At 68.3% G+C, this 25,202-nt stretch carries 19 protein-coding genes; 2 read left to right on the top strand and 17 right to left on the bottom strand.

What is annotated here, in order from left to right:
- Window positions 1-152: 152 nt before the first annotated feature.
- The 8 genes from FB547_RS05005 to FB547_RS04970 all read right to left on the bottom strand — a co-directional run bounded on the left by FB547_RS05005 (window position 153) and on the right by FB547_RS04970 (window position 15,809).
- Window positions 153-2,729, bottom strand: coding sequence for a DUF5682 family protein (locus FB547_RS05005; protein WP_261380215.1), 2,577 nt, complete (start codon window positions 2,727-2,729; stop codon window positions 153-155).
- On the bottom strand, window positions 2,720-3,841 hold the full coding sequence (locus tag FB547_RS05000) for an ATP-binding protein (protein ID WP_145740112.1): 1,122 nt from the start codon (window positions 3,839-3,841) through the stop codon (window positions 2,720-2,722). The genes FB547_RS05005 and FB547_RS05000 overlap by 10 nt, the downstream gene beginning before the upstream one ends.
- Window positions 3,842-3,884: 43 nt before the next feature.
- A complete protein-coding gene (locus tag FB547_RS33840) occupies window positions 3,885-5,822 on the bottom strand; it encodes a DUF4132 domain-containing protein (protein WP_410000793.1) in 1,938 nt (645 codons plus the stop codon).
- Window positions 5,734-7,713 (bottom strand): hypothetical protein, encoded by a 1,980-nt coding sequence (locus FB547_RS33555; protein ID WP_261380214.1) that lies wholly within the window; start codon window positions 7,711-7,713, stop codon window positions 5,734-5,736. The genes FB547_RS33840 and FB547_RS33555 overlap by 89 nt, the downstream gene beginning before the upstream one ends.
- A 94-nt stretch (window positions 7,714-7,807) precedes the next feature.
- The gene (locus FB547_RS04990) at window positions 7,808-9,901 is read right to left on the bottom strand and encodes an SWIM zinc finger domain-containing protein (RefSeq protein ID WP_261380213.1); all 2,094 of its coding nucleotides are present in this window, start codon (window positions 9,899-9,901) and stop codon (window positions 7,808-7,810) included.
- Entirely contained in the window at window positions 9,877-11,004 is a 1,128-nt protein-coding gene (locus tag FB547_RS04985) for a VWA domain-containing protein (protein ID WP_145740108.1), read from the bottom strand. Before FB547_RS04985 ends, FB547_RS04990 begins: the two co-directional genes overlap by 25 nt.
- 1,024 nt (window positions 11,005-12,028) lie before the next feature.
- Window positions 12,029-14,344: a TonB-dependent receptor gene (locus tag FB547_RS04980; RefSeq protein ID WP_145740106.1), complete on the bottom strand. Its 2,316-nt coding sequence runs from the start codon at window positions 14,342-14,344 to the stop codon at window positions 12,029-12,031.
- A gap of 451 nt (window positions 14,345-14,795) precedes the next feature.
- Window positions 14,796-15,809, bottom strand: a complete 1,014-nt coding sequence (locus FB547_RS04970; RefSeq protein WP_145740104.1) for an AraC family transcriptional regulator — start codon at window positions 15,807-15,809, stop codon at window positions 14,796-14,798.
- A gap of 134 nt (window positions 15,810-15,943) precedes the next feature.
- Here FB547_RS04970 and FB547_RS04965 point away from each other — a divergent pair, with 134 nt between their 5' ends.
- Window positions 15,944-16,216, top strand: a complete 273-nt coding sequence (locus FB547_RS04965; RefSeq protein WP_145740102.1) for a DUF4242 domain-containing protein — start codon at window positions 15,944-15,946, stop codon at window positions 16,214-16,216.
- Window positions 16,217-16,272: 56 nt separating this feature from the next.
- On the opposite strand, the gene FB547_RS04960 is transcribed toward FB547_RS04965, so the two are convergent.
- The 7 genes from FB547_RS04960 to FB547_RS04930 form a co-directional block, all read right to left on the bottom strand.
- The gene (locus tag FB547_RS04960) at window positions 16,273-16,506 is read right to left on the bottom strand and encodes a hypothetical protein (protein WP_145740100.1); all 234 of its coding nucleotides are present in this window, start codon (window positions 16,504-16,506) and stop codon (window positions 16,273-16,275) included.
- A gap of 581 nt (window positions 16,507-17,087) precedes the next feature.
- Window positions 17,088-17,834 (bottom strand): lysophospholipid acyltransferase family protein, encoded by a 747-nt coding sequence (locus tag FB547_RS04955; RefSeq protein WP_145740099.1) that lies wholly within the window; start codon window positions 17,832-17,834, stop codon window positions 17,088-17,090.
- 16 nt (window positions 17,835-17,850) lie between these two features.
- Window positions 17,851-19,137: a dihydroorotase gene (locus FB547_RS04950; protein WP_145740097.1), complete on the bottom strand. Its 1,287-nt coding sequence runs from the start codon at window positions 19,135-19,137 to the stop codon at window positions 17,851-17,853.
- Window positions 19,134-20,096, bottom strand: a complete 963-nt coding sequence (locus FB547_RS04945; protein ID WP_145740096.1) for an aspartate carbamoyltransferase catalytic subunit — start codon at window positions 20,094-20,096, stop codon at window positions 19,134-19,136. Before FB547_RS04945 ends, FB547_RS04950 begins: the two co-directional genes overlap by 4 nt.
- The gene (pyrR, locus tag FB547_RS04940) at window positions 20,096-20,593 is read right to left on the bottom strand and encodes a bifunctional pyr operon transcriptional regulator/uracil phosphoribosyltransferase PyrR (protein ID WP_145740095.1); all 498 of its coding nucleotides are present in this window, start codon (window positions 20,591-20,593) and stop codon (window positions 20,096-20,098) included. The genes FB547_RS04945 and pyrR overlap by 1 nt, the downstream gene beginning before the upstream one ends.
- Window positions 20,590-21,039: a Holliday junction resolvase RuvX gene (gene ruvX, locus FB547_RS04935; protein WP_025569394.1), complete on the bottom strand. Its 450-nt coding sequence runs from the start codon at window positions 21,037-21,039 to the stop codon at window positions 20,590-20,592. The genes pyrR and ruvX overlap by 4 nt, the downstream gene beginning before the upstream one ends.
- The gene (locus FB547_RS04930; RefSeq protein ID WP_015867381.1) at window positions 21,039-21,638 is read right to left on the bottom strand and encodes a YqgE/AlgH family protein; all 600 of its coding nucleotides are present in this window, start codon (window positions 21,636-21,638) and stop codon (window positions 21,039-21,041) included. The genes ruvX and FB547_RS04930 overlap by 1 nt, the downstream gene beginning before the upstream one ends.
- Between FB547_RS04930 and FB547_RS04925 the strand changes: the two genes are divergently transcribed.
- On the top strand, window positions 21,639-23,186 hold the full coding sequence (locus FB547_RS04925) for a cryptochrome/photolyase family protein (RefSeq protein WP_145740094.1): 1,548 nt from the start codon (window positions 21,639-21,641) through the stop codon (window positions 23,184-23,186).
- Here the strand turns inward: FB547_RS04925 and FB547_RS04920 are convergent.
- Together FB547_RS04920 and FB547_RS04915 are read right to left on the bottom strand one after the other, a co-directional pair.
- On the bottom strand, window positions 23,137-23,481 hold the full coding sequence (locus tag FB547_RS04920; protein ID WP_261380212.1) for a hypothetical protein: 345 nt from the start codon (window positions 23,479-23,481) through the stop codon (window positions 23,137-23,139). The two genes, FB547_RS04925 and FB547_RS04920, sit on opposite strands and share 50 nt — an antisense overlap.
- 45 nt (window positions 23,482-23,526) lie before the next feature.
- Window positions 23,527-25,158 carry a hypothetical protein gene (locus tag FB547_RS04915; RefSeq protein ID WP_145740093.1) on the bottom strand — a complete coding sequence of 544 codons (1,632 nt, stop codon included), beginning with the start codon at window positions 25,156-25,158 and terminating at the stop codon, window positions 23,527-23,529.
- Window positions 25,159-25,202 lie beyond the last annotated feature (44 nt).

The raw sequence follows: 25,202 nt of genomic DNA, 5'->3' as shown, positions 1-25,202 counted from the left end.
GCGCCGGAAAGAAGATGGCACGCTTGTCAGCGGGTGCCTTCATTCAGCGGCCGGATCCTGCGGCCACCAGTCTGGTGGCCATGCCTCCCAAGAGGGGCGTTTGAGCGTGCTGCTGCCGCATTCGCCGCACTTGAGCGTCTGGAGATCGATGGTCATGTCGCGCTCTCGATGTTGTTCTTCTTGTGCTCTGGGGCCGCCAGCCACGCGGCAAGCCCGTCGCGGCGCATGCACTCGACCAGCGCGAGCTGCAGTTGCGCGCCTTCGTGCAGGTCTTGTTCGGTGGTTTCGTAGTGCATCTGGTAGAGCGCCTGGCCCCCTGTTTCGCCCATGCCATGCAGCGCGGCAATGCGGCCGGCCAGGTCGGACGTCTCTTGCGGCTTGAGGCGCGTGAAGGCCTGCCGCAGATCGGGCAGATGCGCCACGAAAGCCTCGGCGTCCCAGCCCTGCACCAGGCCGTCGAGGCCTTCGAGCAGCGCGGGCAGGCGCAGCAGCAGTTCGGGCGCCGCGGCCATCACCCCGTTGAGAAAACGTACCGCGTCGCGCGGCTGCGCGCCCGCGCCGAAGCGTTGCCGCACCACGGTGTCGAGCGCGTTCTCGTCCCAGTGTCCATCGAGGTACAGCAGGGCCGAAGCAGCGCCGGCCACCGCGGGCGCGGCCGACGCGCCGGTCGCGAATCGTTCGAGTTGCGTACGCAGCAGGTCGAGGTCGATGGCACCGTCACCGGCTTCCCCCGGTTCGCCTTGCAGCGAGGCCAGCAGGCGCCCAAGCTCGCGCAGCGAAAGCAGTTGCTTCACCGCGCCCGCCTCACCTTCTTCTGGGCACCCGCCCACATCGGGCAGCAGGAACAGCGCCGCGGGCCATACCCGCTCCAGCAGGCTGCGCAGCTGCGGATGCTGCTGCACGCCCAGCGGCTCCCGCGCACGCCAGAGCGTGACGAGCCGATGCCCGCACTCGACCACCGAGCCGAGCGAGGCATCTTCGTCGAGGTGCGTGGAAAGCATCGAGAGCAGCTGGGGCAGGCGCGACTGCAGCCCGACCAGGCAGGCGCGCAGCAACAGCGCCACGGCCGCGCTCGCGCTGCGTCCGCGGCCCTCGTCGGACAGCGCGATCTCTTCCTTTCGCAGCTTGGCCATGCAGACGGCCTCCACGCTTGCGCCATCGCCCGCCAGTTCAATCAGCCGCGCCTCCACCAGCGGCGACCAGGCGGCGCGCCACTCTTCGAACAGCAAATGCAAACGGCTGTTGCCAAGAAAATCCGGGCCCGCGAGCCAGGTGCCGAGCCCCGTGTCGAGGTATGTCATGGCATGGAAGAAGCGGCTGCGCTCGCGGTGCGACGGCTTGCGATAGAGATCCAGCCGCGCTATGCGCGCGGTGCTGTCGTCCAGCCGCACGCCGGCCTGGCGGGCGAGCCTGCGCGCGTCCTCGATCAGCGGCGGCGAGCCTGCCGAAGGCGGCACGTCGCCGATGCGCGTGCCGCTCAAGAAGTTGCGCAGGTCGGCGGTAAAGCCGCGCGTGCCTTCGTCGATGGCGCCTTTGATGAAGCAGGAGCGGATTGCATCGAGCAGGTCTTGCCGGCCCGGACCGGCATTGCCGCGCAGCGCCGCGAGCCGCATGGCCTGCGCGGCGGCGGCCTGCACCAGTGCGGTAGACACCGCATCGGCATCGTCCTGCGCGCGGGTCTGGCGCGCAAAGCGGGTCAGGCTGTCGAGCGCCACTGCGGTGAAGGGGTCGGCCTCGCCGGCCTCGAGGCGTTCCCACACCTGCTGGTAATAGCCGGGCGACGGCATGCCCGAGGCATAGCCGTTGAGCGCGTCGAGCCGCTCGAAGCTGTAGCGGATCAGCCATGCGTTGTCTGGTGCGTCCTTGCCGGCGGGCGCCTTCGAGGGCTTGGCCTTTTGCCACTGGTTGACCAGCTCGAGTGTGTGGAAGCCGCCGGTGACGACCACGATCGGCCCCTCGACCTCGTTGCGCCAGCGACGGATATGCGCCGCCATGTGGCGCTCCCGCGGCAGGCTCAGCTCGGCCTCGAGCACCTCGGGCTCGTAGTCGAGCCGCGCCATGGCGCACCAGCTGAACACGTCGGAAAAGAAGGCACGCCAGTGGCCGAGAGCGGCCGACGTGCGCAGTTCGAACAGGCGGTCCCACAGCTCCTGATGGTCGACGCAGCCGATCTGGGCGGCCATGGCGTTGAGGTAGCGGCTGTGCGCGAAATGGCGCTCTTCCATCAGGCTGCGCGCTGCGTCGCGTGCATCGCCTTCGTCGCCCCCACCCTCGTCGCCTTCGTCGCGATGCCAGGCCTTGTCGCTCCAGGGAAGATCGATCAGCCCCAGGCGCGCGCCGAGCGCCGCCCCTTCGCGCACCGCAATCCACTCGGGGCTGTAGTCGCAAAAGGGAAAGAACGACGTGCGCGATCCCGTGCGCGTCTTCTCTTCCGAGTCGGGGTCATCGACCGGAACCTGCCGGGTGCTTTGGCACAGCCATGCAACGGGGGCGGTGGTTTGCGGGTGCTGCAGCAGCGGCAGCAGTGCGTCCAGGTCGTCCGGTCCTTCAATCAGCACAGCCGCCGGCCTGACCTCGCGCAGCAGCGCCCTCAATGCGAATGCACAGGCCGGGCTGTGGTGCCTCACGGGCACGAAGAACACGCCCTCGCCGCCCTCGCCGAACAGCCGGCCGCGCGCGGCCTCCAGCCCGGCAGGCAGAACGCTGCCGGCTTCTGCAACTACTGCCACAGCGCACGTGCCGCGTCGTGAAAGGCCTTCCATTGCGCGTCGCGCTTGCCGCGTTCGCGCACGACGGTGTCGAAGTAGTGGCGCACGCGCTTCACATCGTCGGTGCTGTCCTTCAGAACAACGCCTTGCAGCTGGCCTGCGATCTCGCGCACGGTGAGCCGGCCGCCGTTGAAATGGCGCGCCTGCAGGGCCGCCGCATAACCCACGTTCACGGCCTCGGCCGTGGACATCACGGCATCGAGGCCCTTGATGGCGGTGCCATCCTGCGTCTGGCCCGCGCGCAACTCCTGGAAGGTGGTAACCAGCAGCGCCACCACGTCGCGCGGCACATCGACCGGCGACTCGCCGCCGCCGTCGAGTTCGCGCTTCAGCTGGGCCATCACCAGTTCGACTTCGAACGAATGGTCCCGGATGGGCTTTACCGTTTCGAAGTTGAACCGGCGCTTCAACGCGGACGACATCTCGTGCACGCCGCGGTCGCGCAGGTTGGCCGTGGCAATGATGTTGAAGCCGCGCTGTGCATAGAGCCGGGCATCGTCGCCCAGCTCTGGAATCATGAGCTGCTTGTCGCTCATCAACGAAATCAGCACGTCCTGGATCTCGGGCGGGCAGCGCGTGATTTCCTCGAAGCGCACCAGCTTGCCCGCGCGCATGGCCTGGTAGAGCGCAGAAGGCACCAGCGCGCGCTGGCTCGGCCCCTCGGCCAGCAGCAGTGCGTAGTTCCAGCTGTACTTGATGTGGTCTTCGGTGGTGCCGGCGGTGCCCTGCACCGTGAGGCCCGAATCACCGCTGACGGCGGCTGCAAGCAGCTCCGAGAGCAGCGACTTCGCGGTGCCTGGCTCGCCCACCAGCATGAGGCCCTGGTGGCCCATGAGCGTCACGATGGCGCGGTCGACCAGCGGATCATCGCCGTAGAACTTGCGGCTCACCTGCAGCTTCTCGTCGCCGAGGATGAAGCGCCGCACCGCGCGCGGCGAGAGCTTCCATCCGGTGGGCCGCGCATCGGTGTCGGCCGCATGCAGCCGCGCGAGCTCGTCCGCATAGCGCGCCTCGGGGGCAAGGCGCACGGCCTGGGTCGCGGGGGAAGAAGACGGTGATGTGCCGGTGCTCATGATGATGTTGCTGCTGGTTTTTCTGCGGGGCGGCGCGGCGGGCTTACCACGGCATCTTCTTTTCCCAGCCCGCGTCGAACCCGGCGCAGGCCTGTGCGATGGCCAGGTAGTCCGCATAGGCCTCGGCCAGGAGCACTGGCGGCACGCTCGACAGCGGCAGCGCCCGGTCGCTGTAGCCGCGGGTCTTCATGTCCTCGAAGCCCAGCGTCTTGAGCGCCGCGGGCACGTTCTCTTCCGGCAGGGTGTTGCCCGAGAACTCGATGGCCACGCGCACGCCGGCCGACGAAAACTCCTTGGTGTACTGGTAGAAGAAGCCGCCGTCCTCGGCTTGGGCGCGCTGGTAGCCGAGCTTGGCAAAGCTGCCGCGCAGCGTGAAGGTGTCGCTGATCCAGCCCAGCCTGTCGTTGATTTCGCTCACCGGCTGGCCCTTGTCGTCGATAAACGCTACTGCAGGGGACTTGCGCGTCATCTGCGCGAAGAGCGGCACCAGCTTGTAGTCCTTGAAGTGCTTGTTCCACGTGGCCGCTGTGCCTTCGTCGACCAGCGAAGCGTGACCCAGGCGCAGCTGGCTGTCGGCCGCAAGCTCGACCTCGTCGTCTTGCGTGTCGATCAGGCTGCCGTCCTCGGTGGGCCGGAAGCTGCCGCGCACCGCGCCTTCCGCATCCAGTTCGAGCCACACGAGCCGCTGTATCAGACGCCCGGCAATCGGGTGCCGGTGCAGGTATTCGCGCCACTCGGCCTGCGGCCAGATACGGCCGGTGCACATGGCTTCGAACAGGCGCGCGGTCTGCAGGTCGATGACCTGCTTGAGCTCTTTCTTGCTGGTCGAGAACTGGGCCTTCGCATCCTTGATGAGCACGGGGTCGTCGTTCTGGCGCGGCTCGGGCAGGGCCTTGACGATCTTGCCTTCTGGGTTGCGCAGTTCGGGCTTCATCGCGGCGTCGAGCACCACGGTGAAGATGCGGTCGCCGTACGCGAGCTCGAGCTTGCCGGTGTCGTCCAGGCCCGCGGTGGGAATGGTGCGGTCGGCGAGCTGGTCCTGCGTCCAGCCGTTGCGGTCGGCAATCTGCTGCACCAGCGCGCGCGCCTTCTCCTGGACAGAGGCAGTGCGGTAGCGGCGCGATATGCCCAGCAGCAACTGGATCACCACTGGGTCGTTGCCCGGTGCCACGCCTTCGAGCATGGCTTCGATCTGCGAGCGGCGCTGGTAATGGTCGCGCATGTACTGCTGCAGCAGCGTGACGACCTCGTGCCCCGGCGCATGGGCGGTCAGGGCAAGAGTGCCTTTTTCGCCAATCGCGCTGCCGAGGTATTCGCCCATCTTCTCGCGCTTGCACTCCTCGAAGACCTGCTCCTGCGTCTTCTGGAAGTCGGCTTCGTAGTACTGCTTGTGCTCGGCCTTCGCGTTCTGGTAGCGCTGCTGGTTGCCCTGGTAGCGCTGCGGTGCATGGGCGTTGGCATGCGCAATGCCTTCGTCGAGCGTGGGGTGGCGCGTGTCGTGTGCGATGAACTGGCGCAGCACCAGGCTGCCGATGGCCTGGCGGCTGGCTGCATCGAGCAGGCCGAGGTAGCGCGTGAGCAGCGCGTTGCCGCCCGGCTCCTTGAGCTTGCAGGCGAGCACCACCCACCAGCGCACGATCTCGGGTTCTACCGGGCTGCCGTCCAGCCATTTGCAGGCGGGCAGCGCGTCGAGAGAGAACCACGCAAGGCCCGCCGGGGGCTTGGCCTTCAGGCCCTTCTTCGCCTCGGCCAGAAGAATCGCCGGTGCAAGGCGCGCGGAGATGTCGTCGCCCAGCGCCTCGAGCGCCGTGAGGTAGGCCGCGCGCACGGTCTCGCGGGTTTCCTTCTCGAGCGCCTTGGTAATGGCGGGCACGGCCTCGGCGTACCTGAGCTCAGCCAGCCAGTTGGCGGCCTCGATGCGCACCTCGCTCTTGGTGGCGCCGAGCGACTCGACCACGCGCCGGCCGATGTCGGGCAGCATCGACAGTGCCTTCTGCGCGGCCGCGCGGTGCGTCTTGCCTTCGCCGAGCGCCAGTTCCATAACCCGCGGCAGCCAACGTGCCTGCACGGTCGGAAAGACCGCCAGCGTGCGCAGCGTGGCGTTCAGGTCGAGCTGGGTCTGGCGGCCTTCCCGCTTTGGCGGCGCGACAAGGCCCAGGCCTTCGTCGATGTACTCGGGGTGCTCCGCGAAGAAAGGCCACACGCGGTCGGCCGGCAACACCTCGACCGCTGTGGCCTGGTTCCAATACTGGTAAAGCGCGGTGTGCGCCACATCGTCGATCGGCATGCCGGAGCGCTTGAGCAGCTCGGCCAGCGCGCGCAGGTCGACCGAGCCCACGGGCTGGCGGCCGAGCCACTTGTGAAAAGCCGTCGTCGAACCAGAAGCTGGTCCAGTGGCGCGACACGGCCAGCCAGCGGATCAAGTGCGGCATGCCGAACCCCGGCATCGACTGCAGGCGATTGCCGAAACCCACGACCTGCTGCAGCTGGCCGTTCTTCGCGCGGTTCTGGTCGTTCTTGCTGCCCTGTCCATTGAGCACGCGCACGGCCACGCGCATGTCCTCGTCGGTGAGCTTCTTGTGGGCGGCGTAGTTGTCCTGGCGCCACTTGTACCTGTAGGTCTGCTTGGAGGCCTTGTTCTCCTCGATCTCGGCCTCGGCCGCGACGCGGTTCTTCTCGAGCAGCTCGATGCGGTTGGCAATGAGCAACTGCACCGCCTCTTCACCAAGCGGAATGTCCTCGAAGGGTTGCCAGGCCGGCGGCTCGGGCAATTCGAGCTCGCCCGCGTCGCCCGCGGCGTCGAGCCGCGACATGGCCGAGCGGATGGCCTGCTGCACGGCCTTGCTGGTCTCGGTGCCGGCCGCCACGGCGAGCAACGCGCGCGCGGCGTCACCCGGCAGGCGCGCAAGCAGTTCGGCGGCCTGCGTGCGCTGGGTGGTGTCGCCGTCTTTGAGCAGTTGCCCCAGGAGTTCGAGCCGCTGTGCCTCGGCAATGCCCTCGAGGTGCGGCGTCGCCTCGGCGCGCACCGTCTTGCTGCCGTCGATGGCCAGGCGCAGGAACAGCGGCGCAAAGTCGTTCAAAAGCGCCTTGTCCTTGCCGATGCGCCTGGCCAGCAGAACTCGGCCCGCAGCCGACAGCTTTGCGGGCAACGCCTCGGCGGCATCGCGCTGGCTGCGCATGTAGTCGGCGACGGCAGGGGCCTCGACCAGGCCGTCGAGCCGGTCGTGGTACCAGCTGTCCAGTCCCTTGCGCTCGAAGACCTCTTGCAGGGCGACATGCGGATCGAGCCCTTCGTGCGCAAGCAAGGCTGCAATGAGATGCACGTTCCACGCGGGCCGGTGCTTGGCGAGATCGCGCTCGGCAGCGTTGCCGGAGCTGCTCTTGCTGAAGCTCGCGAACACCGCGTCGTTGATGAGGTACTGAAGCCAGTCGGGCACCGGCGCGCCGGGATGCTCGAGCGACTGTCCGCCGTCGGCTGCAGCCAGCAGCTTGCCCAGTCGCACCAGCACGTCGAGCGCAGGAGCACCGGCATCCACGCTGGCGTAGAAGCGGCCGCGCTGCTCGAGGCTCTGGTTGCCGATCTTCTCCAGCGCCTTGTTCTGGTGGTTGCTGAAACCCCAACGCAGGCGGCCGGGGGCTCCGAGCAGTTGCCCTGGCTCGAAGGACTTGGCAGCCTGCAGGTCGAGCAGCACGGTTTCCTGCGTGCCGTCGACCAGGAACGCGGTGCCCTTCTGGGGCAGCTCCTTGCCTGCTTTTTCGAGCGGCTCGAAGGCCTGCTTCAACAGCTGCGCCTGCTCGCGCGTCAGGCCGTTGGCGGCTGCGGTGCCGGCGCTGCCCGTGACGGCGCCCAAGATCTTGTCCAGAAATCCCATGCGTTCTCCTCGTTCTCCTGGGCGCTGATTTTGGCAGTTGGACGTGACGCTTCGGCCAGTTCGCGGCCTGCGGAAACAACCGAAGCCAAAGGTTCTAAGCCGGCTGCGCTTTCCTTTGCTCCGGCAAGCCGTCGAGTTCGCCAAGCAACTGGCACAGAAAGCCCAGCTTCAGCAACGGCACCGCAGCCGGCGCAGCGAGGTGCGCACGCAGCGCACTCGACAGCACCTCCAGGCCGACAGAGCTTGCGCGGTCGAGTGCATCGTGCAGGCGCTGCCGCTGCGCCGCCGTCAATGCCATGCGCCCGGTGGCGGCCTGCGTCTCGGTCACTTCTGTCAGGGGAGCGAGCAGGCGCGCCGCCAGCGTGGGCGCACCCACGGGCGCCGCCTGCCGCTGCTGCTGCCGCGCCTCGAGCATGCGCAGGATGCGGTTGGCGAGCGACGTGGTGCGCGCGGCCTCGTCGGCAAAGTCGAGCGACACCGTTTGCAGCGCCTTCTTCGCGTTGCTGCTCAGCACGGCGACGGGCATGAGTTCGGTGCTCGCGGCAGAGCGCTCGATACGCACCAGCACGGCATGCACTGGAGCACGGCGCGCGGCGAGGCGGTCGAGGTTGTCGACGCGCTGCCGGTGCTCCGGGCCGACGGGGATGCCAAGGCGCAGCCACTGGCCCGCATCGTCCTGCACCAGCCAGTCGAGGCGCTGTTGTGCTTCGTCGAGCACCGGCGGGCGCGTGTCGGACGGACGCAGCAGCACGGCGTCGAAAGGCTCGGCCGAAAGGCCGGTGGCGTCGCGCAAGCGCTCGCCGAGTTCGGACCAGTTGCCGCAGCCGATCGACTCCAGGCGCGGATCGTCCGCCGCCCAGGCAGGCAGAGGCTGGGCACGCGTGGCGCCGCCAAGCGCCAGGCGGCCGTCTTCGGCAAGGCGGGGTTGTTCGAGACGCAAGGCGGCTTCGCACACGCTCTGCGCGGCGCCCGCGCCGGACCACAGCGCGTTCGCGGACCATGCGCTGCTGCGCGTGAAGGCTGTGTCGCTTGCGTCGGGCCGGGCGAGCGAGGCCTGCAGCACGCGCGCACCGGCCAGGTCCCAGAACGCCACCGTGAGGCCGCGCGCGCCGCCGCGCGTCTGCCACCAGTGGGCACCGAGGGGCAGCAGGTCGAGGGCGGCCGATTCGTCGAAGTCGCGCTTGAGCCGGCCGCGCAACGCCGCGGCGAGGCCGCCCTCGGCCCGCGCAAGCGCGGCGCACAGCGCATGGATGCGCGCCATGAGTGCAAAAGCGTCGCGCTCCTCGGCGCGGTGATCGCGCCGCACCAGCAGGTCGACCGTGCCGCCCAGGTTGCGCAGCAAGGCCGCCAGGCGCGGCAAGCCCTCGCCGCGCGCGGACATGTTGAGTGCCAAGAGGCGCGCCGACGTCAGCTCGCTCACGTGCGAGAGGCCGCCCGTCAGCAGCTCTTCCAGCATCGACTCCACCTGCAGCAGGAACGCGCGCTCCCGCTCGCCGAGGCGCGCGGTGTCTTCGACCGGCGCGGGCCGCGCGCTCGCGGGCCATGCAAAGGGCCGTCCGTGCGCGCTGCGCAGCGCGGCAATGGCGATCAGGTGCACCGCCTTGCGTTCCGCGGCAGGCACCTCGGACACCATGCCCGTAAAACCCGCGCTTGCCACCCAGCGGCACGAGGCGCCGAGCTCGGGCAAGTCCATGACGAGCGCGCCTCCCTGCACCCGCCATTCGACAATGCTGCTGGCAGCGGCTGCGGCGCGCCGCACGGCCGCCACGCCCGCGGCCTTGAAAAGGGCCGCGGCATCGAGCGCGAGGATTTCCGCGAGCGGGTCGGCACCGGCCGGCGCGCGTGTCTCTTGCGGCCCGTCCGAAGGCACGCCGGCTGGCCTGCCTGGCGCGGCCGGCTCCAATGCACGCAGCCACAGCGCCGCGCCAAGTATGTGCTTGCAGATGCCCGGTGCCGGGCAGTCGCAACGCGCCTGCTGCGGGCCGCGTGCATCGAGCTGCACGCGCTGGCCGTCCGCCGTCACCACGCCAGCTTCGGTGCCGTACTCTGCCCATGCGATCTTGCCCGCCTCCACGTCCTTTGCGGCACGCCGAAGCAAGCCAGGGTTGGCGAGCGTGGCCAGTGTGTCGTCGTCGTAGGCGCGATAGCCGTCGTACCAGGCCATCAGTTCATCACTTCCGCGAGCCACTGCGCGAAATGCGTGGGCGTGAGGGCCGCCACGTGCATGCCCTTGTCGGCCAGGCGCTGCGCCATTTGCCGGTCGTACACGGGGTTGGCCGATTCGTCCAGCGCGGCCAGCCCGAGCAGCTTGACGCGCGACTGTGCCATGCGCTGCACCGCGGCCAGGAGCGGCCCGGGCGCGGCGCCTTCCATGAAGTCGCTGATGAGCGCGAACACCGTGCGTTGCGGGTTGCCCACCAGCGACTCGCAATACGCCACCGCACGGCCGATGTCTGTGCCGCCGCCGAGCTGCACCGTGAGCAGCACCTCGACCGGATCGTGCGCCAGGTGCGTGAGGTCGACCACGCTGGTGTCGAACACCACCAGCTTCACGCGCACCGCGGGCAGCGAGCTCATGATGCCGGCAATGACGGCGCTGTAGATCACCGAATCCATCATCGAGCCGCTCTGGTCGACGCAAAGCACCACGTCCCAGGGCAGGTTGCGCTTCACGCGCGCATTGAAGCGCGGATGCTCGATGACGATTTGCCTGCGCTCCACGTCGTAGTGCTTGAGGTTGGCCGCGATGGTGGCGCGCGCATCGAAGTTCTGCGCGCTCTTGATGTGCGAGCGCCGCATGCGGTTACGCCGGCCGACGAGCGCGTTGACGAAGTCGTTCCTGAGCTTGCGCGTGATCTCGTCGACGGTTTTCTGGATCACCTCGCGCACCGCGTCGCGCATCTGGCCCGACAGCCGCCCGCGCATGCCCAGCAGCGCCTTGGCGAGGCCGGGCGTGGCGTCGAGCGAGCGCAGCACCGCCGGGTCGGAGAGCAGGTCGGTCAGCTGGTAGCGATCGATCGCCTGCGTCTGCATGCGCTCGAACACCTCTTGTGGAAATAGACTCCGCGAGCGGTTGAGCCAGTCGACCGCGCGCAACTGGCTCGGGTCGAGCGAACCCGGCCCGCCATTGGGCCTGCCCAGGCCGCGGCCTTCGTATTCACGGCCGTAGAGATATTCGAGCGCCTGGTCGAGCCTCCAGTCGCCCGCCGAGAACTGCGTTTGCGACAGGGGTTGCGCCGCATAGCGGCCGAGGATCAGGCGCCAGCGGCGCAGGGTTTCTTCGGACGACATGCGCAATGTGTTCGCAAGGACGGGTGGAAGGAACAGCCGGGGGAGAGGAGCGCCGGCAGCTTATCAGACGGCAGCGCGCGTCATGCTCACGCCTTACTCGTCTCTTTTCCTCATGACCAGGCTTCATCCGTCTGTTGCACTGATCGCACCTCTGTCCGGGCAAGTGGCGGCCTACGCATTCACCTCGCCCGACGGCCGATACCAGACCGCGGAAGTCGGCGGCGACACAGTGATCGTCGATTTGCGGGAGCGGCGGCAGCGACGGGCATGTACGACCCGTTGCTGCCCTTGAAACAGTGCAGGAAATGCAAGCGACAAAGGCGCCGAGCGTGCCGCCGTCACCAACAGCGTTGGGGCCACAGGAAATCGCCACCCTGAAAGCTGCCATCGAAGCTTGTGTGCAGGTCCGCTGAGCCGCCCCACCCCCACAATTTTCAGATAGCTCGATGACCAAAGGCTTCGATGCCCACTCGGGCCCTAAGCGGCTGTACAGAATTCTCCAAAGCTGCCTTACGTTGAGCGCGATTTTTGCGTTCAACGAGCAAGCCGAAGCTACTCAGCCGTTTCACTCCGGGTCTGCAGAGGGTGGCGAGATACGCTTCCTGTTCGACGTACCACGCCGATGGGTAGTCTTCTCGAATCTAAGGGCTCGTCGCTCTTGTAAGTTCCTTGGCCATGGAAGTCGTAGTAGACGATCAAGCAAAGAGGACGCAGCAGCGGCAACATCGAGATAGATCGTGCGTGAGCCGCGAAGGAGCGTCCAAATTGGATGTAGCCGGCGACGTGGCACGAAACCGGCGGGCCTGGACCGCCGGCGTGGCAGGCCCGGCGCCCTGCCGACGCGGTTCAGAATCCAGGGCTTATGGAACTCTGATCGCTGCGCTACTTCATCGCCGGCGCATCGACCGCGGCCTTGGGAAGGGCCAAGCGCCTCACACAGGCGTTCTCACATCAATGCCTTCCGGCTGTCCGTGCAGCAGATTCGTGCAGGTACTGGGGTCAGAGATCGGCGGAATCCAACAGGTCAGTAGTCCAGCCGGACTGTCAGTCCCAGCGTGCGCGGCGTCCCGACCGATGCCACGTAGGCACCGTTCGCGGTCGCGGCCACGGTCGGGAAATACTTCTTGTCGAGCGCGTTGCGCAACCAAAGCGAAATGCTCCAGATTTCATTGCCCCGTGCGACCTTCCAACCGGTGGCGAGGTTCAGCAGGCCATAGGCCGGGATGCGCGAGTGGACCGACCCGTCGAGCGTGCCGTCCTGTGCGGACCGCCACGCGTACGCCGCTGAAACGAAGTGCTGGGTGGTGGGGCTCACGGACCTGCGGTATTCGGCGCCCACGTTGAATGTCCAGCGCGGCGTCCCGGCAACCTGCCGTCCGGTCAGGCTGCAGCGCCCCTGCGGCATGAACGCGCGTTCTGACGGACAAGGCGCGTCCTCATAGCGTCGATAGCGTGCATCGTTGAAGGCAGCGTTGGCCCACACGGTCAGCCCGCGCGTCGGTCGCGCAGTGGCATCCAGCTCCAGTCCCCGGCTACGGAGATCGCCCGCATTCGTGAGGATCTCGACGTAGTTGCCCGCGCCTGCGCCGGCGGGCACGAACATCGACGTCTGGTAGCCGCGCACGCCTGCCAAGAAGGCATTCAGGTTGAGTGTCAGGCGATCATTCCACAGGCTGCTCTTGACGCCGACGTCCAGGCTGTCAACACGTTCGGGCCCGATGATCAGCGACGAGGCGCCGAGCGGGCCGGGAGCGGCACCCGGCCCCGCCAGATTGATCCCGCCCGACCGCTCGCCGTGCGAAAAGCTCGCGTAGCCGATCGCATCGTCATCCAGCCGGTAGCTCGCACCCAGGAGCGCCGATGGGCTGGTCTTCCGGATGGCCAGGGGGCCTGTGTCGTAGGCACCAAGCACGATCGGACGATTGCGCAGGAACGCGGTGGCAGCGGCACCACCGGTCGAATCGCCGCGATGGGTGCGCCCGTCCTTGCGCTCCTGCGTGATGCGCAGGCCGGCCGTGAGGTCGAGCCTGGACGTGGCGTGCCAGGTGGCTTGGGAGAAGAGCGCGAAGCTCTCCGTGTCGAGCGCGCCGAAGCTCACGGTGCTCGCGTTGGCGAGCACCGGCAAGGACGTTCCCTGCAGAACGATGTCCGCCCGCGGACCGAACACGGTGAATATCTCGTTGCGCATGCGCTGGCGCATGTAGAACGCGCCCACCACATAGTCGACCGCACCGCCGGTGGGCCCCGCGTAGCGCAGCTCCTGCGAGAACTGCTGCTGGCGCACGCGGGAGCCGCCGTCGATCAGCACGGGGATATTGAGGTTGTCATTGGTCGTCGGCACGAACTTCCATGAGCGGCCGGCGGTGATGGACGTGACGGTGGCGCCGGACCCGAGCTTCCAGCTCGCTTCGGCCGACACGCCACCCTGGTCGAGATGGACCCGCTCTACGCCGTCGGTGTTGACCGCATAGCGCCGCGGGTCGGTGACGATGCCGGTGGCGCCGCCGGCCCGTGCGCGGGCTGCCGCCGGTCCGCTTCCCAGCGAGTAGATGACGCGGGTGCCGTACGTGGAGCGCTCGCGGTGCGCATCTGCGATCAGGCGCAGGCTGAAGGCGTCGCCACGGCGCAGCAGCCACTGGCCGCGAATGCCGGATCGATTGCCTCCGTTGACGCTGCCGCCATCGTAGATGTTCTCGATGTTGCCGCGTTCATGGGTGCCGTACACCAGCAGCCGGCCCGCCGTCTCTTCCGACAAGGCGCCCGAGAAGATGGCTTGCCCCTGCGCAAGGCCGCGCTGTCCGATCGAGAGTTGCAGGCTGCGCTCGGTCTCGCGGCTCGGCGGCCGCGTGTGCAACGCCAGCACGCCAGCGGTCGTGTTCTTGCCGAATAGCGTCCCTTGCGGCCCGCGCAGCAGGTCCACGCGCTCGATGTCGAGCAGGTCGAATGTCGCCATGCCCGCGCGGCCCAGGTAGACGTTGTCGAGGTAGATGCCCGTGCTGCCCTCGAGGCCGTCGTTCGATGGATTCCTGCCGACGCCGCGCACCGCGATGGCCGATTGCCGCGGATCGCCGAAGGTGATGCTGGTACTCGGCAACCATTGCTGCAGGTCTTCGAGCCGCCAGCTTTGCTGCGTCTCGAGGGCCTCGCCATCGATCGAAGTCAGCGGGATCGGAACTTGCTGGGCGGCTTCCGAACGGCCCCTGGCATCCACGGTGATGGCGGGGAGCGTTTCGCCATCGTCCAAAGGCGTCGGCTGTGCATGGGCCTCCACGGCGAACCCGAGGGCGAGCGCGCTGACGGCCAGGGAACGGGCGAGGAGATCGCATGGGCAGAAGGACATGCGCATACTCTAGTGAACGCGCGCTGATCACCGCCAGCCGCCAGCGCCTGGCCGGCGCGGTCAATGCCGAGCTCACCTGGCTGTACTGGACCGTCGGGCAGCGCCGCCCGGTGGCGGCGTCGACCCGGAGCAGGCCGAGCGGTTGGCGGCCGAGGAGGCGGCGCGGTCGTCTTCCGGAGCAGCGGCAACAGCGGTGGGGGCAAGCCGGCGGTGGCTGCTGCGGCATCAGCCGAGGCGCCTGCGTTAGCTGCGAGGAATCAGGCTTTCAGCAGATCGGCAGTTCGAAATGAACGCCGAAGATCAGTACAGCTTGATCTCGGAAGGCCCGTCGACCGCAGCGTCGACAAAATCGGCTCGAAGGGGTCCTCCTACGATGCATCCAAGCCATGGATTGAAATTCGACGGTACTTTTGTTGGTATCTTTTTTGTGCCAGCCCAAAGAATTCAATATTCATGCGGATTTTTGACATACCTGCGATTCCTGTCGAAGCACCGCATCCGGCACCGAGGCCCGCGCCCCGTTCTGCCGCCAAACCCCCGGCGACACGCCGTACTCGCGCTTGAATGCGCGGTTGAAAGCCGCTTCCGATTCGTAGCCGACCCCTTCGGCAATGCGCGCCAGGTTGCCCTGGTCCTTGCGCAGCATGCCGGCGGCCAGGATCATGCGCCAGCGCGCCAGGTAGTGCATGGGCGGCGCGCCTACCAGCTCGGTGAAGCGGTCCGCCAGCACGCTGCGCGAGACGTGACCCTCCTGCGCCAGCTCGTCGACCGTCCAGTTGCGTGCGGGTTCGCCGTGCATCAGCGCCAGGCAGCGGCTCACGTGGGGGTCGCGCAGGCCCGCCAGCCAGCCGGGATTGTTGGCGGGCATGGATTCGATGTAGCCGCGCAGCACTTCGGCGAACAGCACCTCCGCCACCTTGGCGGCGACCATCTCGGAACCGGGCGTGCGCGATGCCGCATCGCCCAGCACGTAGTTGACGGACTGCTCGATCCACGGGCCCGCCGGCCTGCTGCGCAGCGACGTGGTGAACAGGCGCGGAATGTTCGCCATGAGGGGGTTGGGCGCATCGCCTTCGTATGCGAACCAGCTGCACACCAGCACCGTGCGCTCACCATTGCCGCCGTAGCGGATGCGCTCCAGTTCGGGCGCGCGCGGGTTCACCACATGCGCCACATCCACCGCCGCCTGGAGCAGGCCGCTGCCCAGCACATGCGAGTCGCCATGCGGCACGGCGATCACGTCGCCGGCATGCGCGCGGATCGGTTCTCCGCCGTCGACCTGGGCCCAGCATTCGCCTTGCAGCACGAGGTGGCAGATGGCCAGCCGCTGCGCGCCGGGCCTGAGCAGTTGCGCCATGTGCGCGCCCTTGGGCACCTTGAAGCACCAGGGCGCATGCATGTCCCCGTTGAGGAACAGCGCGCCCTCCAGGCGGATGGTCCGCAGCACGTCCGACAAGACATCCATGGTCACCTCCCGGGGCAAGCGAGGGCGGGGTTTCGGTCAACAAGTCCGGCGCAGCGGGCAATACAACGGTGCTTCGCGTCGGCACCATAGGTCTTGGTCGCTCCGACCGATTTTATCCAGACAGGAGTATCGCCATGCCCAAATTCCTCATCGAACGGCACATCCCCGGCGCCGGCAAGTTCACGCCGGCAGACCTGAAAGCCATTTCGCAGAAGTCCTGCGGCGTGCTGGGCAGCATGGGCCCCGAGATCCAGTGGATCCACAGCTACGTGACCGACGACCGGATCTACTGCATCTACCAGGCGGCCAACGAGGCGCTGGTGCGCAGGCATGCGGAACTCGGCGGCTTTCCAGCCGACCGGGTGGACCGGGTGTACAGCGTGATCGACCCGGCCACGGCCGAGTGAGACTACTGAGCAGGGCGGCCGAACAAGGCCGCCGGATCAGCGCGAAGGCGCCGCCCTCATTCGGCCTGCTGCCGGCCTTCCGGCGCGGTCACGATCTGCAAGCCCCGCGACGACGCCTGCTGCTGGCTCTGCACCGGCCCAACCAGCAAGCCCGGTCCGGATTCGCCCAGCCCTCTTCGCCCGGTGCCTCTCACGAGGTGGCGTGGCAGGTGGTGTGTTCTTCGTATCAGCTCGAGGGCCTCGCTGCGCGCCGGTTCGGACGCCGGTAGAAACATCTGCAGTACGCTCATGATGTCATCCCGTGAAAGCCAGAAAAAATATGGCTGGCTCGTCCCGAATGGAGCGGAGCCGGGGGTATCCGATGCGGCCTCTGGCGCGGTCGCAGGCGGATTATGGGCGCCGAATGCCGGTGCGGTTGCACGGCCCCTCGGGCAGTAGTGTTGCTGTGCGCTTATCTACAAACCATAGTATTCATGCGGCCGGCGCGGCGAGTGCGCCCCCGCTTTTCAGGGGCCGGCAGGCCGCCTTCACAGGTGCCGGGCGACGAGCACCACTGCTCCCGCAAGGGAGATGGCACCGCCCACGATTTTCCTCAGCATTCTCATCGGGTTCTCCAGCGTAGAGCCTCGATGGTGCAACGCTTCGGCACCGGGCGGGTTTGGCAATTCTCATAGCCGGGATAGCCGGCACCCTCCAGCGAGCAGCCCTGTAGGCACTTGCCCACGCGCATGGATTGATTTCTCCCGCACGCGGTGGCCGCAGGCGCGGCCAATGTCGAGCGCACGAATCGCGGTTCCTCCTCACGACGCTCCGTGCGTCGTTAAGCGCTCCCTCGGGAGCGCTTTTTTTGCCTGCCGCCGGCGCCGTGCGGCTAGTGGGTCTCGCGGCGCAGCTGCTGCACGTCTTCGTGCAGCGCCTGGGCCCAGGCGCGGCGGTCGCGCCCGTGCGAGGGCTGCGGCTCGCCGAAGCGCACGATGGCCAGGAGCGGCGGCGCGCGCAGCGTGTTCCAGAGCGAGGTCAGCAGGTTGTCGTCGTCGATGTAGCGCGGCGCCTGGCTGGTTTCCCCGGTGGCCGCATCGGCAAAGCGCAGTGCGGCCGGCAGCACGGGCGCGCCCGACGAAATGGCGGCCTGCAGCAGGTTGGCATGGAAGGGCAGCAGCCCGCGCCCGTCGCTCGTCGTGCCTTCCGGGAACACCCCGATCAGGTCGCCGTTGCGCAGCGCCTCGGTCATGTGGTGCACCACGCGCAGCGCATCGCGGCGGCGTTCGCGCTCGATGTAGAGCGAGCCCGCGCCGGTGGACAGCGTACCGATCAGCGGCCAGTGCTTCACGCCCGCCTTCGAGACAAAGCGCACGTGGCAGGCGGCATGGATGGCCGTGATGTCGAGCCAGGAGAGGTGATTGCTGATGAGCAGCACCGGCCCCTGCGCGGGCGGGCTGCCCTGCACCTGGAGCGTGATGCCCATGATCTCGAGCAGGCGCTGCGACCACTGCTGCACGCGCAGGTTGCGCTCCGCCTGCGAAAGGCCCGGAAAGGTGAAACGGATCGTCCACCAGCCACCCAGCGCGTGCCCGACCGCATGCAGCAGGCGCCAGCAGGCCTTCAGTGAATGAACCATCGAGAAGCGGGTCCTTTCAGCCGTGGACCACGCGGCCGGCGACGAGGGTGTGGCGCGCGCGCCCCAGCAGTGGATAGCCCGAGAACGGCGTGTGCTTGCCCTGGCTCTTGAGCGCTTCGGGCTGCACCTGCCATTCGAGGCCCGGATCGAAGACGCACAGGTCGGCCACGCCGCCCTCGGCCAGCCGGCCGATGCCGGTGCCTGCATCGGTGGCCGCCAGCAGCCGCGCGGGCGCGGACGTGACGACTTCCAGCGCGCGCACGATGCCCGCGCCGCTGCGCTCGCCCCACTGCAGCGCGAGCGGCAGCAGCAGCTCGAGCCCGGTGGCGCCGGGCTCGGCCTCGGCAAAGGGCAGCGTCTTGGCATCGGCCTCGACCGGCGTGTGGTCGGACACCAGCGCATCGATGGTGCCGTCGGCCAGCGCGGCCGACAGCGCATCGCGGTCGCCCTGCTGGCGCAGCGGAGGATTGAGGCGCGCACGGCTGTCGAAGAAGCCGATGTCGGTGTCGGCCAGGTGCAGCGAGTTGATGCTGACGTCGCAGGTGAGCGGCAGGCCCTGCGCCTTGGCCGCGCGCACCAGCGCCACGCCCGCGGCGCTGGAGATGCGGCACAGGTGCACGCGCGCGCCGGTGCTCTTCATGAGCTCGACGATGGTGAAGATCGCGATGGTTTCGGCCGACACCGGCACGCCCGAGAGGCCCAGGCGCGTGGCCAGCGGGCCGCTGGCCGCCACGCCCTTGCCAAGGTCGCGGTCCTGCGGCCGCAGCCACACGGTGTAGCCGAAGGTGCTCGCGTAGAGCAGCGCGCGCTGCAGCACCTGGGTGTCGGCCAGCGGCACGTCGGCCTGGCTGAAGCCGATGCAGCCGGCTTCGGTCAGTTCGGCCATTTCGGTGAGCACGCCGCCCGCGAGGCTGCGCGTGAGCGCGCCGAGCGGAAAGAGCCGTGCGCCCTGCAGCTTCTCGGCGCGGAACTTGAGCATCTCGACCAGGCCCGGCTCGTCGAGCACGGGGTCGGTGTCGGGCGGGCACACGAGGCTGGTGACGCCGCCCGCGATGGCCGCGGCCATTTCGCTTTCGAGCATGCCTTCGTGCTCGTAGCCGGGCTCGCGCAGTCGCGCGGCCAGGTCGACGAGGCCGGGCGCGACGATGCAGCCCGCGGCGTCGATGATGCGCTCGGCCTGGAAGCCGGCCGGGCTGCGGCCGATGCCGACGATCTTGCCGTCGGCGATGGCGATGTCGGCTTTCCTGTCGGTGCCCGAGGCGGGGTCGACGACGCGGCCGTTGGTAATCAGTGTTCTGCTCATGCTTCGTTCCCTGCGACGATGCTCATGACGGCCATGCGAACGGCGATGCCGAAAGTGACCTGCGGGAGGATCACGCTCTGCTTTCCGTCGACCACGGCCGAATCGATTTCCACCCCGCGGTTGATCGGCCCCGGGTGCATGACGATGGCATCCGGTTTCGCCAGCTGCAGCTTCTCGGGCGTGAGGCCGTAAGTCTTGAAGAACTCCTGCGACGAGGGCAGCAGCGCGCCGCTCATGCGCTCGTTCTGCAGGCGCAGCATGATGATGACGTCGCAGTCCCTGATGCCCTCTTCGAGTGTGTGGCATACGCGCACGCCCATGCCGGCCATGTCGCCGGGCACCAGCGTCTTGGGGCCGACCACCCGCACCTCGGCACAGCCGAGCGTGGTGAGCGCATGGATGTCGGAGCGCGCCACGCGCGAGTGCAGCACGTCGCCGACGATCGCCACCGTGAGGTTCGCAAAACCCTTCTTGTAGTGGCGGATCGTGTACATGTCGAGCAGCCCCTGCGTCGGGTGCGCGTGGCGGCCGTCGCCGGCGTTCACCACGTGCACGTGCGGCGCCACGTGCTGCGCGATCAGGTAGGGCGCGCCCGACTCGCTGTGGCGCACCACGAACAGGTCGGCCGCCATCGCGCTCAGGTTGGCGATGGTGTCGAGCAGCGACTCGCCCTTGGTGGCCGAGGAGCGCGCGATGTCCAGGTTGATGACGTCGGCACTCAAGCGCTTGGCCGCGATCTCGAAGGTGGTGCGGGTGCGCGTCGAGTTCTCGAAGAACAGGTTGAACACGCTCTTGCCGCGCAGGAGCGGCACCTTCTTCACCTCGCGGTCGCTCACGCTCGTGAAGTTGGCGGCGGTGTCGAGGATGTGCGTGACGATGTCCTTGGGCAGGCCCTCGATCGACAGCAGGTGGATCAGTTCGCCGTTCTTGTTGAGCTGGGGATTTCGCTTGTAGAGCATTACTTGCTTTCTTCCACCTTGAGGCTGAACGCGCCGTCGTCGGCGCGGGCCAATGCGAGCAGCTGCGTATCGGGCAGCGTGAGCTTCGCGGCCGCGAAATCGGCCGCCACCGGCAGTTCGCGTCCGCCGCGGTCCACCAGCACCGCGAGCCGCACGCGGGCCGGGCGGCCGAAGTCGAACAGCTCGTTGAGCACCGCGCGGATCGTGCGGCCGGTGTAGAGCACGTCGTCCAGCAGCAGCACGTCGGCGCCGTTCACGTCGAAGGGCAGCGCGGTCTGCGCGCTGGCCGAGAGGCCGCGGCGCGCGAAGTCGTCGCGGTGCATGGCCGACGAAATGACGCCGGGTGCCCCAGGCAGGCCCAGGTCCTTCTGCAGCCGCTCGACCAGCCAGGCGCCGCCGGAGGTGATGCCCACTAGCTTGGTGTCGGGGCGCATCAGCGTTTTCACGCCCGCCAGGAGCCCTGTGTAGAGCGCTTCGGCATCGGGTATTGAACTCACGAAAGACTCCTTAGGAATTGCTCCAGGATGATGCAGGCCGAGGCGGCATCGGCATCGCGGGCGCCGGAGGCCAGCGCCTCGGTCGTGCTGTAGCGCTCGTCGACCTCGAACACCTGGAGATTGAAACGGCCACGCAACTGCCGCGCGAACTTCTGCGCGCGGCGGGTGTTCTCGTGCGGGGCGCCATCGGGGTGGTAAGGCACGCCGACCACCAGCGCGTCGGGCTGCCATTCCTTGATGCGGGCCTCGACCTGCGCAAAGCGGGCGTCGCCCTCGGCCTTGATGGTGGCCTGTGGCGTCGCGGCGCCGAGCAGCCGGTTTCCACTGGCGACGCCGGTGCGCTTCAGGCCGAAGTCGAAGGCCAGGAAGCTCTGGAAGTGGGGAGGAACGGCAACGGCAGCAGGGGCGGCGGGAGGAGCGGGAACGTCCGGCATGGCAGCGGCCATCAGGCGTGTCCCGCTTCCGGCGACAGTTTCCAGGCTTCCAGGCCCAGCAGCAGCAGCGCCCTGTCGTAGCGCTGCTCCACCGGGGTATCGAAGATCACGGCCGGATCGGCGCCCACGGTGAGCCAGCTGTTCTCGGCCAGTTCGGACTCGAGCTGCCCCTCGCCCCAGGCCGAATAGCCCAGCGAAACCAGCACCTTGCGCGGGCCCGCGCCGGTGGCCAGGGCCTCGAGCACGTCCTTGGAGGTGGTCATTTCGAGGCCGCCGGGAATGGTCATGGTCGAGGCGTAGACCGATTCCTCGGGCTTTTCGGCATGGGTGAACACCGGCTCGTGCAGCACGAAGCCGCGCTCGGTCTGTACCGGCCCGCCCTGGAAGACGGGTGCGTCGCCGAGTTCGGGACGCGACAGGTGCAGTTCGATCTTCTCGAACAGCACCTTCAGGTTGATGTCGCTGGGTTTGTTGATCACCAGCCCGAGCGCGCCGCGCTCGCTGTGCTCGCACAGGTAGACGACGCTGCGGTTGAAAGTTTTATCTTCCATCCCCGGCATCGCGATCAGAAAGTGATGCGTGAGGTTCATCGGGGCAGAATCGGCAGCCATATGCCGCCGATTTTACTGGCCGTCGACAAGACCTATCCCAAAGGGCTCATGTGGTTTCGCCGCGACCTGCGCGTGGACGACAACGCGGCCCTGTACCACGCGCTGCGGGCCTGCCGGCAGGTGGTGTGCGTTTTCGTGTTCGACCGGACGATCCTGGACCCCCTGCCCCGCATCGACCGGCGCGTGGAATTCATCCGGGAATCGCTGGTGGAGCTCGAGGAAGAACTGCGGGCGCTGAGCGGCGGGCTGATCGTGCGGCACGCCAACGCCATCGAGGAAATCCCGGCGCTCGCGCACAGCCTGGACGTGCAGGCCGTCTTCGCCAACCGCGACAACGAGCCCGACGCGCTGGCGCGCGATGCCCAGGTGCTGGGCGCCCTGGCCAACGCGGGCGTGAGCTTCTATACCTACAAGGACTCCACCGTCTTCGAGCGCGACGAGGTGCTCAACAAGACAGGCCAGCCGTACACGGTGTTCACGCCCTACAAGCGGGCCTGGCTCGCCAAGGTCGATTCCTTCTTCCTGAAGCCGTACCCGGTGCGCAGCCATGCCGACGCGCTGGCGCCGCCGCCTGCGGCCGATCGCACGCCGGTGCCTTCGCTCGAGGATCTCGGCTTTGGGCGGAGCAATCTTTCCGAGCTCGGCATTCCCACCGGCAGCCAGGGCGCGGCAACGCTGTTCGAGGACTTCTTCCAGCGCATCGACCGCTATGACGCCGCGCGCAATTTTCCGGCGGTGCGGGGACCGAGCTACCTGGGCGTGCACCTGCGCTTCGGCACCGTCTCGATCCGGCAGCTGGCCGGGGTCGCGCACCAGCTCTTCCTGCAGGGCGACGCGGGCGCGGCCACCTGGCTCAGCGAGCTGATCTGGCGCGAGTTCTATTTCCAGATCCTGGTGCACTTTCCGCACGTGCATTCGGACGGCGAGTCGAAGAGCTTCCGGCCCGAGTACGACAAGATCCAGTGGCACCACGGCAAGCATGCCGACCAGCTGTTCGAGGCCTGGTGCCAGGGCCGCACGGGCTACCCGCTGGTGGACGCGGCCATGCTGCAGATCAACCAGAGCGGCTACATGCACAACCGCCTGCGCATGGTGGTGGCCAGCTTCCTCTGCAAGGACCTGGGGCTGGACTGGCGTCGCGGCGAGCGCTACTTTGCGCTGCACCTGAACGACTTCGAGCTGGCTTCGAACAACGGCAACTGGCAATGGGCCAGCTCCAGCGGCTGCGACGCACAGCCCTGGTTCCGCATCTTCAACCCGGTGACGCAGAGCGAGCGCTTCGACCCCGAGGGCAAGTTCATCCGGCGCTACCTGCCGCAGCTCGCGGGGCTGTCGAATGCTGCCATCCATGCCCCCTGGACGGCGTCGCCGGTGGAACTGGAGGCCGCCGGCATCAAGCTCGGGGAAACCTACCCGAGGCCGGTGGTGGACCATGCCGAGGCGCGCGAGCAAACGCTGCGGCGCTACGGTGCCGTGCGCGGCGCCGACCAGCCGCCGCTCAGCGGCGCGTCAGCACGATCTCCGCGCCGGCGTCGGAGCGTCCCCTGAGCGTGCCCGCGTCGAGCTGCTGGAAGGTGACGAGGTTGTCGCGGCAGCCGGTGAGCGCCTTGCTGCTCTGGAAGTGCAGCTCGTAGACGCCGCTGTCCACGCGCCGCCAAAGCATCGGGATCGGGATGCCGACGCAAGGATCGGCGGGGCTCTGCAAGAGCGTGCGCCAGGTGCCGCCTGCCGACTGGAGCTGCATCTGCGCGTTGATCTGGCGGCCGTCCTTGAGCGTGATGCGCGCGGTCCAGTCGCCTTCCAATCCGTCGGCCGCCTGCGCCGCGGCCAGCCCGGCGGCCATGGCCCAGCATGCCGGCGCAGGCTGCGGCACGCCACGAGATGCGCTTCATACCGCGCTCCCGATGCCCAGCTGGGGCTTCATCGCCTCCCAGGCCACGCCGTTCAGGCGGCGCGCGGCGTTGAGGTTGTATCGCGTATCGGACTTGGTCGCGCGCACCACATAGACCTTGCCGCTGTATTCGCCGAAGGTGCGCAGCGATCCCACGCCGGTCGGCGGATGGCCGCCGTTGAAGGCCAGCACGCGCGCGCCGCCCTCGGTGCGGACCTCCACCGTGCCGGTTTCGGCGGCCGCGCAGGTGTCGTACGCGTTGGTGGCGGAATCGAAGTTGCAGGCGTAGTACTGCACCGTGCCAGGGCCGGTGAAGGCCGCGCGAAGCAGGCGCGTCTGCTGCTCGTTCAGCACGCCCAGGCTGAGGGTGCCGGTGCCGGCCGGCAGGGTGGCGCCCGAGGCCGGGAAGGCCGCGATCAACGCTTCCAGCGTGGCGAAGCCGGTCGTCTCGCTGGGGTTGGCCAGATTGATCGAATAGGGTTGCGCCAGGTCCACGCCGCGGCGGTAGCGCAGCTGCGAGCCGGCCGGGAAGGTGGCGTCCGGGTTGGCGAAAGCGGCCGGCGGCACGACGCCGAAGATGCTGTTGCCATCGCCCGCCTGCATCTCGGCCACCACTTCGGCCATCTTGCGGCCGGAGATGTCGGTGACCGCCGTGTGGCCGAGGCTGCGCGCGGTGCCCGCGCAATAGTCGCTGCGGCTCGGCGTGCCAAGGGTGCTGGTGAAGGCCGCGTTCTCATCGCAGCGCACCCAGCCATTGGCGCCCAGCTGCACGGTGCCGTAGAGCGTGTCGTGGGGGGTCGGCGTACCGTTGGTCAGGCCTTCGCGCCGGTCGGTGAGCTTCAGCTTGCCGGTGGCCGGATCGGGAACACCATCGGTCGGATAGGTCCGCGCACAGTAGTCGTCGGCGCGCGTGAAATCCAGCCGGGCCAGCTGGTCCGAGGCCACCGGCGTGACAGTCGCCGGATCGGCCAGCCGCAAGGCCACGCCGCTGTGCAGCGCATCGGCCGTGACCCGCGCGGCGGTGAAGGCGTTGTCCTCGAAGCGGCCGGGGTCGGTCACGGCCACGCCCTGGTAGTCGTACAGCTGGGCGGCCTCGGGCAAGCCCAGCTGCAGCAGCACCAGCGCCTCGGCCCGCTCGGGCGCCAGGCCGCCCGCCACGCCCGCCTGCAGCAGCGTGGTCAGCGGATTGACCTGCCCGCGGTGTCCGGCCGGCGCACTCATGGTGAAGGGCTGGGAGAACGATGGCAGCGAGGGATTGCCGCCGTCCACCTGCGCCAGCAGCGGCGCGGCGGCGAGTTCGGCCGCTGCGGCCGCGTCGGCCGGCGTGTAGGCGAAGCTGTAGGCGCCGTCCTCTCCGGTCTTGTTGGCGACGGCGGGCTCGCCCTCGTCGCAGGCCCCGTTGCGGTTGCGGTCCACGCAGACCAGCGCCCCGCTCACCGGACCGAGCACCACCACCTTGCCCGACACCGTGACCGGCGACGGGGACGATGGCGGGTTGGCGCCGCCCGGGGGGCCGAACGGCGCAAAGCCGCCGCCCCCACCGCCTCCTCCGCCGCCACAGGCGGACAGCGCCAGCAGGAGGCCTGCGCAGGCCGACGGGACGGCGGTTCTGGTGAATCGAATGGACATGGTCTTTTCCTCCAGGTGGTGTCGAGTACGAAGGCCGCCCGAAA

Origin of the sequence: Variovorax beijingensis, from assembly GCF_007828835.1 — a bacterium.
GTDB classification, from domain to species: domain Bacteria; phylum Pseudomonadota; class Gammaproteobacteria; order Burkholderiales; family Burkholderiaceae_C; genus Variovorax; species Variovorax beijingensis_A.
This window is presented reverse-complemented; position numbering and strand designations above follow the sequence as displayed.